The 15,528-nt window shown below is 49.7% G+C and carries 14 protein-coding genes; 8 read left to right on the top strand and 6 right to left on the bottom strand.

The features are described 5' to 3' along the window. Positions 1-7: 7 nt before the first annotated feature. Positions 8-1,531, bottom strand: a complete 1,524-nt coding sequence (locus PSE6802_RS0113170) for a peptide ligase PGM1-related protein (protein WP_019500527.1) — start codon at positions 1,529-1,531, stop codon at positions 8-10. A gap of 120 nt (positions 1,532-1,651) precedes the next feature. Here PSE6802_RS0113170 and PSE6802_RS34810 point away from each other — a divergent pair, with 120 nt between their 5' ends. Further along, on the top strand, positions 1,652-2,317 hold the full coding sequence (locus tag PSE6802_RS34810) for a hypothetical protein (RefSeq protein WP_019500526.1): 666 nt from the start codon (positions 1,652-1,654) through the stop codon (positions 2,315-2,317). Positions 2,318-2,334: 17 nt separating this feature from the next. On the opposite strand, the gene PSE6802_RS0113160 is transcribed toward PSE6802_RS34810, so the two are convergent. The 4 genes from PSE6802_RS0113160 to PSE6802_RS0113145 all read right to left on the bottom strand — a co-directional run bounded on the left by PSE6802_RS0113160 (position 2,335) and on the right by PSE6802_RS0113145 (position 7,519). Next, complete coding sequence (locus tag PSE6802_RS0113160; RefSeq protein WP_019500525.1) at positions 2,335-3,147, bottom strand: Uma2 family endonuclease; 813 nt, start codon at positions 3,145-3,147, stop codon at positions 2,335-2,337. A 59-nt stretch (positions 3,148-3,206) separates the two neighbouring features. Next, positions 3,207-6,128, bottom strand: coding sequence for an excinuclease ABC subunit UvrA (gene uvrA / locus PSE6802_RS0113155; RefSeq protein ID WP_019500524.1), 2,922 nt, complete (start codon positions 6,126-6,128; stop codon positions 3,207-3,209). 2 nt (positions 6,129-6,130) lie between these two features. After that, a complete protein-coding gene (prmA, locus tag PSE6802_RS0113150; protein ID WP_019500523.1) occupies positions 6,131-7,048 on the bottom strand; it encodes a 50S ribosomal protein L11 methyltransferase in 918 nt (305 codons plus the stop codon). A gap of 84 nt (positions 7,049-7,132) precedes the next feature. Continuing rightward, entirely contained in the window at positions 7,133-7,519 is a 387-nt protein-coding gene (locus PSE6802_RS0113145; protein ID WP_019500522.1) for a DUF4346 domain-containing protein, read from the bottom strand. A 95-nt stretch (positions 7,520-7,614) separates the two neighbouring features. On the opposite strand from PSE6802_RS0113145, the gene purN reads away from it, so the two are divergent. The 7 genes from purN to PSE6802_RS0113110 all read left to right on the top strand — a co-directional run bounded on the left by purN (position 7,615) and on the right by PSE6802_RS0113110 (position 15,095). Then, positions 7,615-8,286, top strand: coding sequence for a phosphoribosylglycinamide formyltransferase (purN, locus tag PSE6802_RS0113140; RefSeq protein ID WP_019500521.1), 672 nt, complete (start codon positions 7,615-7,617; stop codon positions 8,284-8,286). 3 nt (positions 8,287-8,289) lie between these two features. Then, positions 8,290-9,084, top strand: coding sequence for a 4'-phosphopantetheinyl transferase family protein (locus PSE6802_RS0113135; RefSeq protein WP_156815512.1), 795 nt, complete (start codon positions 8,290-8,292; stop codon positions 9,082-9,084). A 153-nt stretch (positions 9,085-9,237) separates the two neighbouring features. Then, positions 9,238-9,603 carry a hypothetical protein gene (locus PSE6802_RS0113130; protein WP_019500519.1) on the top strand — a complete coding sequence of 122 codons (366 nt, stop codon included), beginning with the start codon at positions 9,238-9,240 and terminating at the stop codon, positions 9,601-9,603. A 236-nt stretch (positions 9,604-9,839) separates the two neighbouring features. After that, a complete protein-coding gene (locus PSE6802_RS31080; RefSeq protein ID WP_019500518.1) occupies positions 9,840-12,029 on the top strand; it encodes a TolC family protein in 2,190 nt (729 codons plus the stop codon). Between the two features lie 79 nt (positions 12,030-12,108). Beyond that, positions 12,109-13,140, top strand: coding sequence for a M23 family metallopeptidase (locus PSE6802_RS0113120; RefSeq protein ID WP_026103282.1), 1,032 nt, complete (start codon positions 12,109-12,111; stop codon positions 13,138-13,140). 204 nt (positions 13,141-13,344) lie between these two features. After that, positions 13,345-13,743 (top strand): hypothetical protein, encoded by a 399-nt coding sequence (locus PSE6802_RS0113115; RefSeq protein WP_225902676.1) that lies wholly within the window; start codon positions 13,345-13,347, stop codon positions 13,741-13,743. A 5-nt stretch (positions 13,744-13,748) separates the two neighbouring features. Then, a complete protein-coding gene (locus PSE6802_RS0113110; protein WP_019500515.1) occupies positions 13,749-15,095 on the top strand; it encodes an ATP-binding protein in 1,347 nt (448 codons plus the stop codon). A gap of 31 nt (positions 15,096-15,126) precedes the next feature. Here PSE6802_RS0113110 and PSE6802_RS0113105 read toward each other — a convergent pair whose 3' ends face one another. Further along, on the bottom strand, positions 15,127-15,519 hold the full coding sequence (locus PSE6802_RS0113105) for an Npun_F0494 family protein (protein WP_019500514.1): 393 nt from the start codon (positions 15,517-15,519) through the stop codon (positions 15,127-15,129). Between the last annotated feature and the right edge of the window lie 9 nt (positions 15,520-15,528).

The raw sequence follows: 15,528 nt of genomic DNA, 5'->3' as shown, positions 1-15,528 counted from the left end.
CTTATACTTAGGTTTCGCAATCCAGTACTTGCACCACGCGATCGTAAATAGCCTTTGCCTCTTGGGGAGAGTTCCCAATACTCGTCAGTCCCAGTTTACCAAATTCCGATAGGCAACTAATTAGATGAAACACCGTACCTGTTTCCGTGCTGCTGTCGAAGTGCAGGCGATGGTACGCAATAATATCCATCAGATCGTGGGGCAGTAACCCTTTGTATTGCTCTTTTTGTAGTGTATCTGTCGCGATGTAATATTTCTGTCGTCCTTGTTTACTGTAAAACAGACCATCGCTGAGGTTAAATGTCCCATTAGTCATGAACCGAAGCGTCATGAGTGGGTGAGTTGTGCCGCCCTTACGCAGGTTAATTTCGATCGCTTGTAAATCCCAACTACCATCCGGCTGTTTAACCGCAACAAAATCCACGCCAAAGCGTTCCAATACACCTCGCGCTGCCAGAGTTTTACCAATCCTCATTCCCAACTCCTGTAATTGCAGGCGATAACTGGGATCGGCAGGAAAGTTGCAGCCCTCATAAACCTGACAATCCGCTCCTCCTAAAATTTGATCGTGGGTAGACAGAATCTCCACTTCGCCCGTAGGTGCAATTCTACCCTGGACGCTGGGCGATCGCTTCTCTTCTCCTTCGATGAAAGCTTCCACAATCGCGCCGAGATCGCGAATGCGACTGGCAAAATTTGTCCAGTTTTCCGACTGCGCTTGGAACCGCATTTGTGGGAATTGGTTGGCGATCGCTTCTACCCGTTGCGTTGGTGCTATCGATCGGATGGGGTCTAATTCCAACACAGCGTTACCTTCACCGGAGAATCCTTCGTTCAACTTCACGACCATGCGTTTGAGGTGTGGTTGACGCTCCCATAGCGCTGCCGCTGCGATCGCCAGATCTTTTGCATTCCACACCAGATCGCTACCATCGGGATGAGGAATATCAGTCTCAGCAAAAATCTGACGGCTGCCATTCTTTGTACCTAGAGGTAGCAAATCCGGATCTAGCGCCCACAGTGGGATGTCTAATTCTACGGATAGTTCTCGCTCTATAGGCGTGGAATTAAAGCAAATCATATATGCTTTCTGCGGGCGCAAAGCTTTGCGTATGCGCTCGATCAGTCGCGGTCGAGCCAGAATCTTTTGAGTCAGCGGTACGTGAGATGCATCATAGGTGGAAAGCAGAGTAAGTCGCTCGCGGGCATGGGAGAAGGGAATCCCAGGTAATAGTTGGAGGTAATAGTCGATGATGATTGGAGCTAGCGGTTGGGATGTAACGTAAACCAGGTGCGTACGGGGGTTTCGCAGCCGGATTAGCGAAAATAGCAAGCGCTCCTCGTAGTGATGGCTGCCTGGCACCTTGGTCAGTTCCCTGGAATCGAGGCTCAGCGAGGGTACGACCAGAATGTCATAATCGCTCAGATCGAACTGCTCGATTGTCTGCCAGCGATCGCACAACTGCGACTGTAACTGGCGAAATTTAGTTACCGTTGCCGAGAGCTGATTCAGGTGCTGTTCGCTGCTCATGGTGATGGATCCGTTAAAAAATTGGCGTAAGGAGCAATTAATCTTAAATGTACGTCTTTACGTAATGGCGATAAAACCATAAAACTGTAGTATGGTTGCCAGATAAACATTAATGTAAATATGCCTCAGCCTGCATCGATTAAGGTGATTTCCACGCAAAAATATAACGTTCGAGAATGTAGGGGCAGTGCCCCCGTGCCTGTCCTAGACCAATCGAGGCAATTTCGGGAGGATTGCCGCCACAGACATTTTGTTTGCAAGAAATCTCGTAAATGGCACCTATCCTTAATATCTGCGATCGCGCTATTTGCTACTAGCGGTTCTGTCGCGTTGACGGCGATCGCTCAAACAGCCCAACCTGTAAAAACTCCATCAAAAAAGTCCGACGTGATGCTGTTTGAAAATATCACTCTTTCGCCTAACTTCAGGCCAGATCCGCAGGTGTTGCGCGGCATTAGTGGTGGTAAGGACGAGACGCAGAAGCACTCGGGCAAAGCAAAAACGGAAACTGGCCCCTGCATAGGTTTTGTGGATAGCGCTCCCGATCATCGCCTGACAATGCCGCAGGGATTTAGCTACCTGAACCTGAAAGTAATGAGTTCCGGCGATACGATTTTGCTAGTGCGGGGGCCAGGTGGCAGTTGGTGTAGCGACGATGAAAGCGATCGCAACCCGGCGATCGGCGGTAAATGGCTTCCCGGCTCCTACGAAATTTGGGTTGGCTCCTATGAAAAGAATGCCTCGTTTCCCTACCTGCTTGAGATTACGGAAACACGACCTAAATAATGCCTCGTAATCGTCCACTATAGTAAATCTGGATCTTCACCTAATTCCCGCAACCGTGCGGCCAGCCGTTCGGCACGTTCTGCTCCTGTCAAGATCATCTGTCCCTTGCCAGCACCCTCCGTTCCTACTTCGCGCACGCACCAACGCAACCATAACCGATTTATAGCTTCCTCAAACTGACCTTCCCACAACATTAGCCCTAACCCAGTGGTCTCTAACCAAACTGGCTGCCCCACTTCTACAATGCCATCAACTGGTGTGATTTCCTCGTATCGTCCCGCTGCCAGTCTCCAGGCTCGCAATAATGCTCCATTCATCTCAGTTTCTCCCTGAATTTGGCGGAGTGGGTCGAATACCACATAGTAGGGTACGCCAATCTGGGCGTAGACTTCTTTCTTGCTAGCTAATTTACCTTTTTGCTGCGACTTTTTGCTGAGAGTCAACTCATCGCCTTCTCGATTGGAGACGATTTCAATGCAGACATCTGGGACTTTACCAAATTCCCAGACAAAATACGCGCGATTTTTTCGCTGGGAAAAATCTTCTCCCCGCTGCACGCCAAGACTGAGTAAAACATCAGGCACAACGCAATCGCCTGTTATTTTGTAAAACAGACCCACGTTGGCAGCAGCTAGGAAAGGCTGTGGCAGAGCTTTAGAACTGTAGACTGGTTCCACTAGTAGCCGCTGTTGCACTTCAGATTGAAAATTGTCCACGGGAGTATCGTCCTCAATGACAAGATGGTCGATATTAAGCTCGGTAACAATCTCGACCTCTTCAGTACTGGGAACGGTAATTATCGTTGGTTCGCCGAAAAGTTGTTGAGTCATAAGTGGTAACCGGAACCGTATTGCCTAAATTATACAAGACTTACTCAAACCCCAATAAATCAAGACTTGGGGAATTGAGCTAAAACCTGTTTGAGATATTTGCCCGTATGGGAATGGGATTCTTTTGCCACATCCTCCGGCGTACCCTCAGCGACGACCTCACCGCCGCGATCGCCGCCTTCTGGCCCCAGATCGATTACCCAATCGCTACAGCGAATCACATCCAGATTGTGCTCGATCGTCAAGACGCTATTGCCCTTGTCCACCAGGCGCTGCACTACGTCCAATAGCTTGTGCACGTCGTAAAAGCTCAAACCCGTGGTGGGTTCGTCGATGAGATAGAGCGTTTTGCCCGTAGCGCGTCGTGCCAGTTCGGTAGCCAGCTTCACTCGCTGTGCCTCACCACCGGATAGAGTCGGTGCCGACTGTCCCAAGCGAATATAGCCGAGACCCACATCCACTAACATGCTGAGACGCGTATGGGCTTGAGGGATATTCTCAAAGAAATTCATAGCTTCCTCGATCGTCATATCCAGCACGTCGGCGATCGTTTTCTCTTTGTACTTGACTTGCAGCGTTTCGCGATTGTAGCGAGCGCCCTTGCAGACATCGCAACGCACGTAAACATCGGGTAGGAAATTCATGGAAATTACGTTTACTCCCTGACCGCTACAGGCTTCACAACGCCCGCCTTTGACGTTAAACGAAAATTGTCCGGCTTTGTAGCCCCGCGACTTAGCGGCGGTGGTGAGGGCAAACGTTTCGCGAATCACGTCGAACGTACCCGTATAGGTGGCAGGATTCGATCTGGGCGTGCGTCCGATGGGCGACTGATCGATAACGATAAATTTATCGAGTGACTTTAATCCAGCGATTTCGCCTACACCGTGTGGAATCGCAGTTTTGCGATGGAAATGATGTTCGAGATATGAATGTAAAATCTCGTTAATTAATGTGGACTTGCCCGAGCCGGAGACACCCGTCACGCATACCAACTTTCCGAGAGGAATTTTGACATTAATATGCTTGAGATTATTGCGATGGGCATCCTTGATTTCCAAATATCTGCCATTACCTTCACGTCTTTGCGATGGTGTGGGAATTAGCGATCGCTTTGACAAATAAGCCCCCGTAATTGACTGGGGATGGTTTTCGATCTTCTGTACAGCCCCCTGGACGACAATCTCACCGCCATGCACGCCCGCACCTGGTCCGATATCTACGACGTGATCGGCCATGCGAATGGTTTCTTCGTCGTGCTCGACTACAATCAGGGTATTACCCAAATCCCGCAGTTTAGTAAGAGTAGCAAGCAAGCGAGCATTATCTCTTTGGTGCAAGCCGATACTGGGTTCGTCCAACACGTACAATACCCCTGTCAACCCCGACCCGATTTGCGTTGCCAAACGAATGCGTTGTGCTTCGCCACCAGATAGACTCATGGTCGGGCGATCGAGCGTGATATAGTCCAAACCGACATCCAACAGAAACTGCAATCGCGCTTTAATTTCTTTGAGGACGAGGGTGGCAATTTGTTGAGTGCGATTATCCAACTGGATATGCTCGAACCGCTCCAGACAGGTACCGATCGCCACAGAGGTGAAATCAGTAATGCGATAGCCACCCACGCGCACGGATAAAGCCTCTGGCTTGAGACGAGTACCATGACAGGTACTGCAGGGCTGTTCGATTAGATATTGTTCCAGCCTTTGCTGCATCGACTCGGAATTTGCCTCCGCATACTGCTGTTGCAGCATGGCAATTACACCTTCAAACCGCTTGTAGTAGCCCCGCTCCTGGCTGCTAAAGCGAGAGTCGGCTTTGATAAATATCTTCTCTGTCGTACCAAAGAGGATAGCTTCTCTTTGATAATCGCTCAGTTGATCCCAAGGAGTGCCAATATCGAATTCAGCGTATTCGCTGACGCTAACCAGCAGGGATAGATAATAGGTGTGGGTTTTATCCGCCCACGGCGCGATCGCCGCGTATACGGGTAGCTTGGGATCGGGCACTACTAATTCCGGCGCGAAGGTTTTGATGTGACCCAAACCGTGACAGGCAGGACAAGCGCCATAGGGGGAATTAAAGGAAAATAGCCGTGGCGATAATTCCTCCATTACAGCACCGTGTTCGGGACAGGCGAAATTTTCCGAAAAAGTAATCAGGTGAGAACCGTTGGCATGTGAGGATAGATCGTCTTTCTCATCATTCTCGTCAGTGCGATCGCTATCTGTGGATGCTTGAGCATCTCGATCTGCGGTCAGGATCTCGGCGATCGCGATCCCCTCAGCTCTCTTTAAACAAGTAGCAAGAGAATCGGTCAGGCGCTCCTGGATGCCGTCTTTGCGAATCAGGCGATCGACCACGATCTCAATATCGTGGAATTTATTTTTATCCAATTCAATATTGTCGCTGAGTTCTCGCACCTCACCGTTAATGCGTACCCTGGCAAAACCCTCTGTGACGAGACTTGCCAGTAGTTTTTTGTGCGTTCCCTTTTTCCCGCGTACCACTGGAGCCAGTAGCTGAAAACGAGTGCGATCGCTGAGGCTCATAATCCGATCCACCATTTGATCGATCGCTTGGGGGGCAATATTGCGATCGCAGATATGACAGTGCGGCGTGCCAGCTCTGCCAAACAGAAGTCTGAGATAATCGTAGATTTCGGTGACCGTGCCCACCGTAGAACGAGGGTTATGGGAAGTGGATTTCTGGTCTATGGAGATTGCCGGACTGAGACCTTCGATGTAGTCAACATCGGGTTTCTCCACTTGACCGAGAAATTGGCGAGCATAGGCACTGAGGGATTCCACATAGCGCCTCTGTCCTTCGGCAAAGATGGTGTCGAATGCTAGCGAAGATTTGCCCGAACCGGAAACGCCAGTGAATACAATCAGGCGATCGCGTGGAATCGTCAGATCGATGTTTTTGAGGTTATGTTGTCTAGCACCTCGAATATGAATGTGGTTAAGATCCGGCATTTTCAGGATATAGCCTCGCTTCTACGGATATTCAGGCAACTCCAGTCCTTTTGCTTCCACAGCGCCCCTACCACCCAGTTATATTGTTCGAGGATATCAATTACCGACGGTACCTGCTCCAGCAAAATACCACTCAAAATGCCCCAGCCATTTGGTTCGATCAGTTGCTGCATGTAAGGTACCAGATCGACAATCACGTCTGCCAAAATGTTGCAGACAAAGCCGTCCACGGGTTTCGGGATATGTTGCAGCAGATGCAGCAGGCTGCCTTCCGACACCCACAGCTTATCTTCAGGAATACCGTTGAGATCGCGGTTGTGTTGCGTGGCTTTCACTGACAATATATCTGTATCCACAGCATAGACCTGCGATGCGCCTAGCAAAATTGCGCCAATGCTCAATATGCCGGAGCCGCAGCCAATATCAGCAAAACTCAACTGATTATCCTTTGGCAACCCGGTTAATCGCATTTCAATGGCCTCTAGGCAAAGTTGGGTAGTGGGATGGGAGCCAGTACCAAAGGCATTACCAGGATCGAGGCGCAGCACGTGGCGCGATAGATCCGTAGGCGGTGCGATCCAGGCAGGATAAATAATAAATGCATCGCCAATTGGTTCTGGCTGCCAGTGATCCTTCCAACTATTCGACCAATCTTCATCGTCGATTAAAGACCACTTGACAGTGGGAGTTTCTTCACCTATAGCGATCGCATCTTGACGGAGCCAGAGGGCAAGGGCAGATAAATCCAGCCATGCGGCTTTTTCGATGGGTAGGTAGGCTTTCACCAGAGCCTCATTTCCTGTGAAATGACTGGCCGTACCTTGACACCCAAAATCCTGCAATCGCCAAAATATTAACTCTTCCAAGGCTTGCTTAGACAAAACCTGAATTTCCCACCAGGTATTAGTTAATGGCTGCATATTTTGACGGTGTGATTGCGGATTATCCAATGAAACTTACGCAGAAATATCTATAGTAAGGCGGGCAATGCCCAGCCTACAGGTTCAATCTTGAATATACTCTTGACGGTTGACTAGTGCCCATTCTGCCCGTTGTGCTTCGCGTCCAATATAAGCAGCATGATCGAGCATGGATACGGGGCAGGGTCGAGCGCGCTCAAAAATCTCAACACATAATTCCTTTGCCGTCCTGGCTTGAAAGATGGCATTTGCCTGCCGGCTGACTTTGCCTCTGGCGGGAATGGGTTTTCCGGTGTCCGGGTCAACAGCCAAACCGCGCTCGTCGATCGCATTCGTAAAGTGCTTAGCACCGATCAGTCCTTGCTCGCGATCGACGTAGATAATGAAGTAACCGCTAGGATCGAGATCTATCGGTCGTTTAGATAACTCGCGATCGATTTCGGTAATTTGGTCGGCAACAGTCAAAGACATAGGGCAAAGACTTACTGGCAGTATTAGTGACAATCTAATAGCGATCTTAATCGTCAGCGCCTATAATTAGCGCTTATCCATCATATCTTAGGGGCATGTCCAAAAGCTCAACTGAAAACTCGCCTACCATTTTAGGCGTACTGGCATCTGGTAGCGGTAGCAATCTCGAAGCGATCGCCGCTGCTATTCACAATGGCGAATTGAATGCCCGCATCGCTGTGTTGATTTACAATAAGCCCGATGCCTTTTGTGCCAGTCGCGCCGCCAAGTTTGGCATTCCAGCAGTTTTGCTCGATCATCGCCTCTACAAAACCCGTGAAGATCTCGATGAGGCAATTATTGATGTGCTGCGTCAGTATGAGGTGGAACTGACGATCATGGCGGGATGGATGCGCGTCGTCACGCAGGTGCTGCTGGATGCATTTCCCGAACGAGTCCTGAATATTCATCCCAGCTTGCTGCCCAGTTTTCCAGGAATTCACGCAGCCGAGCAAGCTTTGCGACATGGTGTCAAAATTGCGGGCTGTACCGTCCATATTGTCAGCCTTACAGTTGATAGCGGCCCCATTTTGCGCCAGGCATCCGTACCCGTAATGGACGACGATACACCTGACTCCCTACAAGCAAGAATTCAGGTACAGGAGCATATCATTTATCCCCAAGCGATCGCCGCCTATGCCGCCAGGTTAAAAAGTGCCCCCCAGCCGCCGATCTTGGCGGAAATTGCAGATCGAAGTTCCTTTGAATCGGGGAATTTAGGAGGCTAGGGTTTGAACTGCGATCCCACCCACCAATTCATGTCGTCCTGGTTGCCGCCGCCTTTGGATCTCGAACTGGGTGCAGATGAGGTACACGTTTGGCTGGCAGATCTAGAGGCAGCGATCGCCCATTTGCCAATGTGGCAATCTTTACTGGCCGAGGACGAAACTGCCAGAGCCATCCGCTTTCATTTCTCGCAGCACCGACACCTCTATACTTGCGGGCGAGGGATCTTGAGGGTTATTTTGTCCAGGTACTTAAACCTCAAGCCCCAGGCGATCGCATTCAGTTACGGCAGTCATGGCAAGCCTTTTTTGGCAGTGCCCCGCGATGTTGCTAATTCGCTCCAGTTTAACCTCTCCCACTCCGGCAGGCTGGCACTTTATATCGTGGCGCAAGGGCGAGATGTAGGAGTCGATGTCGAACAAATAAATCGCGATCGCCCGGTCGCAGAAATTATTACCAGATTTTTCACGCGATCGGAACGGGCTTATCTGCTTGGCTTGCCCTCAGCACAACAACAAACCGAATTTTTCCGGTGCTGGACCTGCAAGGAGGCACAGGCAAAAGCACATGGCAGAGGGATCGCTCAAGGCTTAGACCAGCTCGATCTAGGATCGATGCTCGCCTCGGCAGCACGTTTTACCTACTACGATCGCTGGTCGATCGTTCCCCTTGCTCTACCTGACTGGAGCGATTATGCTGCGGCGATCGCCGTTGCCGGTCAAGACTGGCAGCTCAAATGCTGGAAATTTGACTGGCAGGATTTGCCGAAATCGCTGCGATCGGCAGATTGTGAAAAATAATAGTCGATTTTGCCTGTTAGAGGTTTCTCGTCAATAAAATCCTCGTACGATGTGCGATCGCTTTGTCATCAGCCTGGTTGGTTCGGGGCAGGCACAAGGCACAGCCCCTACAGTTAGAATAAATTAACTAGTTTAATTGTTGTAAAAATCACTATGAGTGGACTAAACGATCTCGAAGAAAAATTTCGCCGCCTTGAGCGCGAGGTTAACGACGTAAAGGAGGAAGTTAACTCGGATTACTCCGATCGCTCCGAACAATTCAGCCAGTCCAGCCCAATTTCGAGTGGTGGGATCGTGGGTGCTTTCAAGACCTCGCTAGCGGATTTAGTACGATGGATTAACGGCATGACTGGTGCTACTAGAGTTGTCGCAGTTGTGGTCTTGGGGTTGCTTGTTTTCACCGTAATTGGCTTTGTGCTTAAGCTAGTTGAAGTAGCGATTTCCTTAGCAGTTCTAGCATTGGTAGTCTGGGTGCTTTACAAACTTTTCTTTGAGTCCAACCCATCCAACCCAAACTAGGTATAGCAATCCAAAATGATTCGTGTGATGCTGCAAGGCTCTAGGTCATGCGATCGGGTGATTTGCTGCCACAATCTGACAAGATCCGCCATAATTAAACAGAGGTTGCTCTTTGGAGTGCTCGCTTGACTTGTCAGGCTTGCAAATTCAAAGCAGGAACCAAACTGCGCCTGCTCAGTTCTAAAAGTATTGGCAGGTTTGTACGAGGAGTGATAAGGAGTGACAAACTGTAGCTTATGCGATTTTCTTCCTATTGGATGCCATTAAGTGCCAGCTTAGTCGTTCTGATGCCGACACTTACGGTCAATGCCCAAAATGCCATCATTAATGCCAACCCCAATCCCACAACCTACCTTCCCGCTTCTCAAATCTCGGAGCAGCAGCCGGGTTCTAAGACTGTGCTGGATGCTAATTTCAGTAAGCCACGGGTTCAACAGAACGGGAAATTAGGCGTTGTAACTGCCAAGGTGAATTTGCAGGAGATCCATTCCACTGCGCTCAAACCCACACCGATCGATTCTCGCCATACCACGAAGCTAATTACTCAGGTTCAACGTGCCAGCTCTTTAGAACCAGCCGCAGAGCCATCAGCACCATTGCAACCCACCCCACCAACCCCCATAGTAGCGTCTGTAAAATCACCAACCAGAAAAGTTTCGCCTAAAGCATCTGCTCAACCAACCCCTCTCGATCGCACCGTTAAATTTGCCGAGATTTCTCCAAAATTACCTCGGCCTGCTAACTTAGCTGTCCTGGAGCCGGATAATTCTCCACCTCGCGTAAAAACTGCGATCGCTACTGCCATTAATCCTCTAGATGATATCCCCGCTGCCAGTAAGCCCGATCGTAAACCTTCTAGCAAGCCACAGAGCAAGCCACAGAGCAACTCTGCGATCGCCAAATCTCCGGTTGCCAAGCCCGCTGTCACAGCAACTGCTACCATTAACCCTCTCGATGATATCCCTGGGGTAAATAAACCCGCGATCGCTAAGCCTAATTCAGTCACAGGTGTTGAGGTTAAACCAAGCACTAATATAGCGGCTGTCTCGCCATCAACCGAGCCTGCGACTACTAATAGCAGCACCCCAACAAGTACCCCTGCAACATCTGCAACATCTGCAACATCTGCAAACTCGGCAAATAAAGTTGCGATCGGTCTAGATCCCCGACAACCTCTGGTTGTACCCACAACTCCCAGTCAGGTCAAGATCGAACGCACCCAACCCCTCAGCCTCAAAGAAGCCCTGGAGCTTTCGGATCGCACTAACCCCACAATTGCCCAGGCCAGAATCGCGGTAGAGCGAGCCAGAGCCGTATTGGATCAAGCTTTAGCAGAAAAGAACCCAACCCTCAGCGCGCAATCTACATATAACTACGGCAACTCCTCATTCTTCATTGGCAGAAGATCTCCCACCTCGCACACTTTAAACAGTGGAGTGACTCTTAATTACAACCTTTTCACCTCTGGGCGGGTGGATGCTAACATCAGAGTCGCAGAGAATTCTCTGCGCGTGGCAGAGGCGGATCTTAACCGTATTTCCCAAACTACCCGCTTGCGTATCGCTACTGCCTATTACGATGCTCAGAATGCTGATGGACAGGTACGCATTCGCGAGCAACAGGTAAAAAATGCCGAACGTAGCTTACAAGATACTCAGGCTCTAGAAAGGGCAGGGGTTGGTACCAAGTTCGATGTTTTGCAGTCTCAGGTACAGTTAGCAAATGCCAAACAAACTTTAAGCAACGCTCGGGCACAGCAGAGCATTACCCGCCGCGAGTTAGCACGCCAGTTGTCATATCCGTCTAATCTTGCCCTATTCCCATCCGATGAAGTGAAACCCAATGAGGATTGGAAACTAGGATTAGAGGAAACCATTCTCCTGGCTTACAAAAATCGCTCCGAACTGGACATTGCCAAACTACAAAGAGAAATCGCTAACGATCGCGCCAAAGCCGAACTTGCTAATCTTGGGCCGCAGCTTAACATATTTGCCAGGCTCGATCATAACGACAACCTCAACCAAGCTGGCGATTTAACATTGGGTTATACCCTTGGTGCCTCGCTTAACTGGTCTATATTTGACGGTGGTGTTGCCAATGCTCGTGCCAAGCAATCTGAAGCCGATCGCGCCCTAGCAGAATCCCGCTTTACAGAGGCTGGCGACCAGGCTCGCTTTGACGTAGAGAGCGCCTACAATAATCTCAGAGCGCGGCAAGAGCAGATCGAATCAACCACACTAGCAGTGCAGCAAGCAACTGAAGCTCTACGTCTTTCCAGACTACGCCTCAGTGCCGGAGTCGGTACCCAACTAGAAGTACTGCGCTCTGAGGACGATCTCACCCAAGCCGATGTCAACCGCCTGGATGCCATTGTTGGCTTTAACCTCTCCCTCATTCAACTGCAAAGGGCGATCAACGGTCTGTAAGTAGGGGGTAGGGATTAGGGATGGAGGTTGGTAAAGAGCGACACAGACTCGCATTTTGTCGGTGGATCGGTCAGTTCATATGCATAAACTATTCGTTCCTACTCTCACAGCGATCGCACTTCTCTCCTGCTCGTCAGCAAGCAGCGAAGTTCCCGTGCAGTTAAGCCAGAAGAGCAATGCACCCGATATGAAGTTCGATCTGCCGCTTAAGTGCAATTTGGGTAAAGATTGCTTCGTACTGAATTATACGGATCGCGATCCCGGTTCCGAGGCAGTGGATTTTGGATGCGGACGCATGACCTACAACGGACATACCGGCACGGATTTCGCGATTCCCGATGAGAGAGTTATGCGCCAGGGCGTACCTGTAATTGCGGCAGCAAATGGCAAAGTTTTAAGAGTGCGAGATGGCATCGTCGATCGCAAAACTCTCGATACTAAGGATTCTGGGATTGAGGGCAAAGAGTGTGGCAATGGGGTTGTCATCGATCACGGGCAGGGGTGGGAAACCCAATACTGCCATATGCGCCATGGTTCGGTGGTGGCAAAGCCGGGCACTCAGGTCAAATCTGGGACTGTCTTAGGGTTGGTGGGTCAGTCGGGAGCGGCTTCATTTCCCCACGTTCACTTTGAGGCGCGCTACCAAGGCAAGCCAGTCGATCCGTTCCTGGGTGTAGATGCTCAAATCGAGCGCAAACCGGGGTGTAAAGTCCCTGCCAAGTCCATGTGGAGAACTCCACTTGTCTACGTGCCAACTGGTTTGATGAATGCGGGTTTTGCCGATCGCGTCCCAAAATTAGAAGATGCCGAGCAGGGCAAGTTTGACGATATTACACTGAGTGCGAATGCAGGTGCGATCGTATTTTGGGTGAGAACCTACGGCGTGCTTAAAGACGACCTGGAGCGCATTCGTCTGATTGCCCCTAATGGTTCTGTCATTGCAAATAGCGAAAAAAATATCGAAAAACCCAGTCGCACCTGGATGCTCTTTACGGGTAAGCGCAACAAACCCGAGCAAAAACTAGCGACAGGTACCTGGCGAGGCGAATATCAACTGATCCGCAATGGTAAAGCATTAATTGACGTAAAGCGAGAAATTAAAATCAATTAATTTCTGATACGCTACAATTTCTGCATATCAGGAGTTTACTCTGATAGTCAAAGAGAATGGGAATTGGGATTTTGTGCCATGACAGGGAATAAGCTCCTCAGGTATTCTCGATTAGTTAGAAAATTCTGGCTGGGATATTGTGGTTTATACTGGTATTACTGGCGTTGAGGCCAAGGCGATAAAGAAATTTTGTAGGGTAAAGACATGACTCAAGAGCCATTAGAAAGAAGAATCCACACGGTAGAAGAAGCTATAACCGTTATGACGGAGACTCAACGCGAGTTACAGGCTAGCCAACGCGAGTTACAAGCTAACCAGGCATACATGGCAGAAACGCATCGCATGTTGGCAGATAACATCGGTACGCTTACCGTGTTAATGTCCAGGATGGACGAGCGGCAAACAGCTATTGAACGGCAACAAGCCGAATATGCTGAGCGTCAAGCCGAATATGCTGAGCGTCAAGCCGAAAGTGCAGAGCGTCAAGCTAAAATTGAAGAGCGGCAAGCTGAGACAGACCAACGCTTTAATATTTTGCTGGAAGAGATTCGGTTTATGAACCGCCGTAACTGGGACGATCGCGGTCAGGAACCCCATGATTAATCTATATGTACCAAGAAATAGCAGAATCGATCCGGACGTGTCAACTGCAAGCTGCATCGCTGCTCATCTATCGAGATATCTTGGCAGAGGAGCCAGGTCAGAAGTTTCTGCGAGTTTTGCAAACTCTGAGCGAGCAGATTAGCAACCAGAACGCGATCGCTGATGGATTGTCGATATCATCTAAAAGCACGGCATCAGAATGTTTGCAAGCCTACGGTCAGTGGTTTCTCGCGATGGCGACGGTTAACTGTAGTTGGCAAGATTATCTTATAGATTGCATTTTAACTGCTAGTAACCCATTTACCCAACTCGCGCAAACTACGGAGTTTTCAAACTTCCCACTAGACCTTGTTTCAGCAGTTCAGCACGATCTTAAAGTACTGCACAATTTGAGTTCTGTGGGCAGTAACTGCTTGACGCAATGGCTGCAAGCCGCGATCGATCTGCCCTTCGAGCCGGTGGCATGGCATGGTAATGCATCTACAAGCGATTCGCATATAGCACTGAGACATCTACTGCGATCGCTAAGTAATTGGGCAGAAGCATTACCGCAACTCGCCGATCGCTATCACAAATATGGCACGGGGGTATTTGCCCAATATGCTGCTCTATCCTGGCGATCGGGCGAGCTAGTCGGCATCAGCCATCCCGATCTCGTCCAAATAGAGAATCTAATAGGTTACGATCTGCAAAAAGAGACCTTACTCAAAAATACAGAGTTTTTCCTGGCAGGAGCGAAGGCTTTGCACGTTCTCCTCTATGGCAGTCGTGGCTCTGGCAAGTCATCGCTGGTAAAATCTCTACTCCTGAAATATAGCGATCGCGGGCTGCGACTGATCGAAGTCGCAAAATCCGATCTGAGAGATTTGCCAATTATTGTCGAGCAATTGCGTCATGCTCCGCAGAAGTTCATTATCTTTGTTGATGACCTCTCATTCGAGCAGGAATCAGAAGACTACAAAGCACTGAAAGTCTTGTTAGAAGGTAACCTGACTGCTCGACCAGAGAACGTAATTGTTTACGCCACATCCAATCGCCGCCACCTCTTACGCGAATATTTTAGCGATCGCCCCCGTCCCAGTGACAGCGATGAAGTTCACCCTTGGGATACAGTTCAAGAAAAACTCTCACTTAGCGATCGCTTTGGCTTAACGATTACATTTACCGGAGCCGACCAGCATACCTACTTACAAATCGTCACGCATTTAGCCGCACGCGCAAAAATTGGGATTAGTCCAGAGGACTTGGAATATCGCGCTTTGCAGTGGGCAACCAGGCATAATGGGCGGTCGGGACGCACGGCTCAGCAATTCATCGACTTTTTGCAAGCAGAAGCAATCGCAGCACTATAGCGGTTTTCATCTGAAAACCGCTATATATCGCCTAGATAAAGCGTGATGGTTGGATCTGAGCGAGGAAATTTTGGAAGCGATCGCGCCATGTCGGTGAGGGAAATTGCTGTTGCGATCGCCATTTCTCTAGAACCTGAAAGCCCAATGGGGTCAGGCGAAAACTATCGGTAATGCCCTGTCCGTCCACTTCACGACGCAGTACGCCTACCTGTACCAACCATAACAAAGCATTCTCAGTTGGGATTAATCCCAAAGGTCGGTTGAGATATTGAAGCTTGATGCCTTCTGGCGCAGCGATCGCGCGCAAAGGAACTCCCCTTTCGGCTAATTCCGCTAGCAATTTGAGCGTAAAGGGAGAACAGATTACTGCGCTTTCAGCTCTTTTGAGGCTAGGGGCTGTGAAATCAATGCTCTGTTTTGTCATGGTTGCCGA

It is taken from the genome of Pseudanabaena sp. PCC 6802 (assembly GCF_000332175.1).
GTDB lineage: Bacteria > Cyanobacteriota > Cyanobacteriia > Pseudanabaenales > Pseudanabaenaceae > PCC-6802.
The sequence above is the reverse complement of the archived record's forward strand: the minus strand, read 5'-3'. Positions and strand labels throughout refer to the sequence as shown.

Bases quoted from the DNA above. Each gene is read 5' to 3' on its own strand.
- PSE6802_RS31080 (WP_019500518.1), top strand. From the start codon at position 9,840: ATGCGATTTTCTTCCTATTGGATGCCATTAAGTGCCAGCTTAGTCGTT.
- prmA (WP_019500523.1), bottom strand. From the start codon at position 7,048: ATGCAGCCATTAACTAATACCTGGTGGGAAATTCAGGTTTTGTCTAAG.
- PSE6802_RS0113120 (WP_026103282.1), top strand. From the start codon at position 12,109: ATGCATAAACTATTCGTTCCTACTCTCACAGCGATCGCACTTCTCTCC.
- uvrA (WP_019500524.1), bottom strand. From the start codon at position 6,128: ATGCCGGATCTTAACCACATTCATATTCGAGGTGCTAGACAACATAAC.
- PSE6802_RS0113105 (WP_019500514.1), bottom strand. From the start codon at position 15,519: ATGACAAAACAGAGCATTGATTTCACAGCCCCTAGCCTCAAAAGAGCT.
- purN (WP_019500521.1), top strand. From the start codon at position 7,615: ATGTCCAAAAGCTCAACTGAAAACTCGCCTACCATTTTAGGCGTACTG.
- PSE6802_RS0113130 (WP_019500519.1), top strand. From the start codon at position 9,238: ATGAGTGGACTAAACGATCTCGAAGAAAAATTTCGCCGCCTTGAGCGC.
- PSE6802_RS0113160 (WP_019500525.1), bottom strand. From the start codon at position 3,147: ATGACTCAACAACTTTTCGGCGAACCAACGATAATTACCGTTCCCAGT.
- PSE6802_RS0113115 (WP_225902676.1), top strand. From the start codon at position 13,345: ATGACTCAAGAGCCATTAGAAAGAAGAATCCACACGGTAGAAGAAGCT.
- PSE6802_RS0113110 (WP_019500515.1), top strand. From the start codon at position 13,749: ATGTACCAAGAAATAGCAGAATCGATCCGGACGTGTCAACTGCAAGCT.
- PSE6802_RS0113145 (WP_019500522.1), bottom strand. From the start codon at position 7,519: ATGTCTTTGACTGTTGCCGACCAAATTACCGAAATCGATCGCGAGTTA.
- PSE6802_RS34810 (WP_019500526.1), top strand. From the start codon at position 1,652: ATGCCTCAGCCTGCATCGATTAAGGTGATTTCCACGCAAAAATATAAC.
- PSE6802_RS0113170 (WP_019500527.1), bottom strand. From the start codon at position 1,531: ATGAGCAGCGAACAGCACCTGAATCAGCTCTCGGCAACGGTAACTAAA.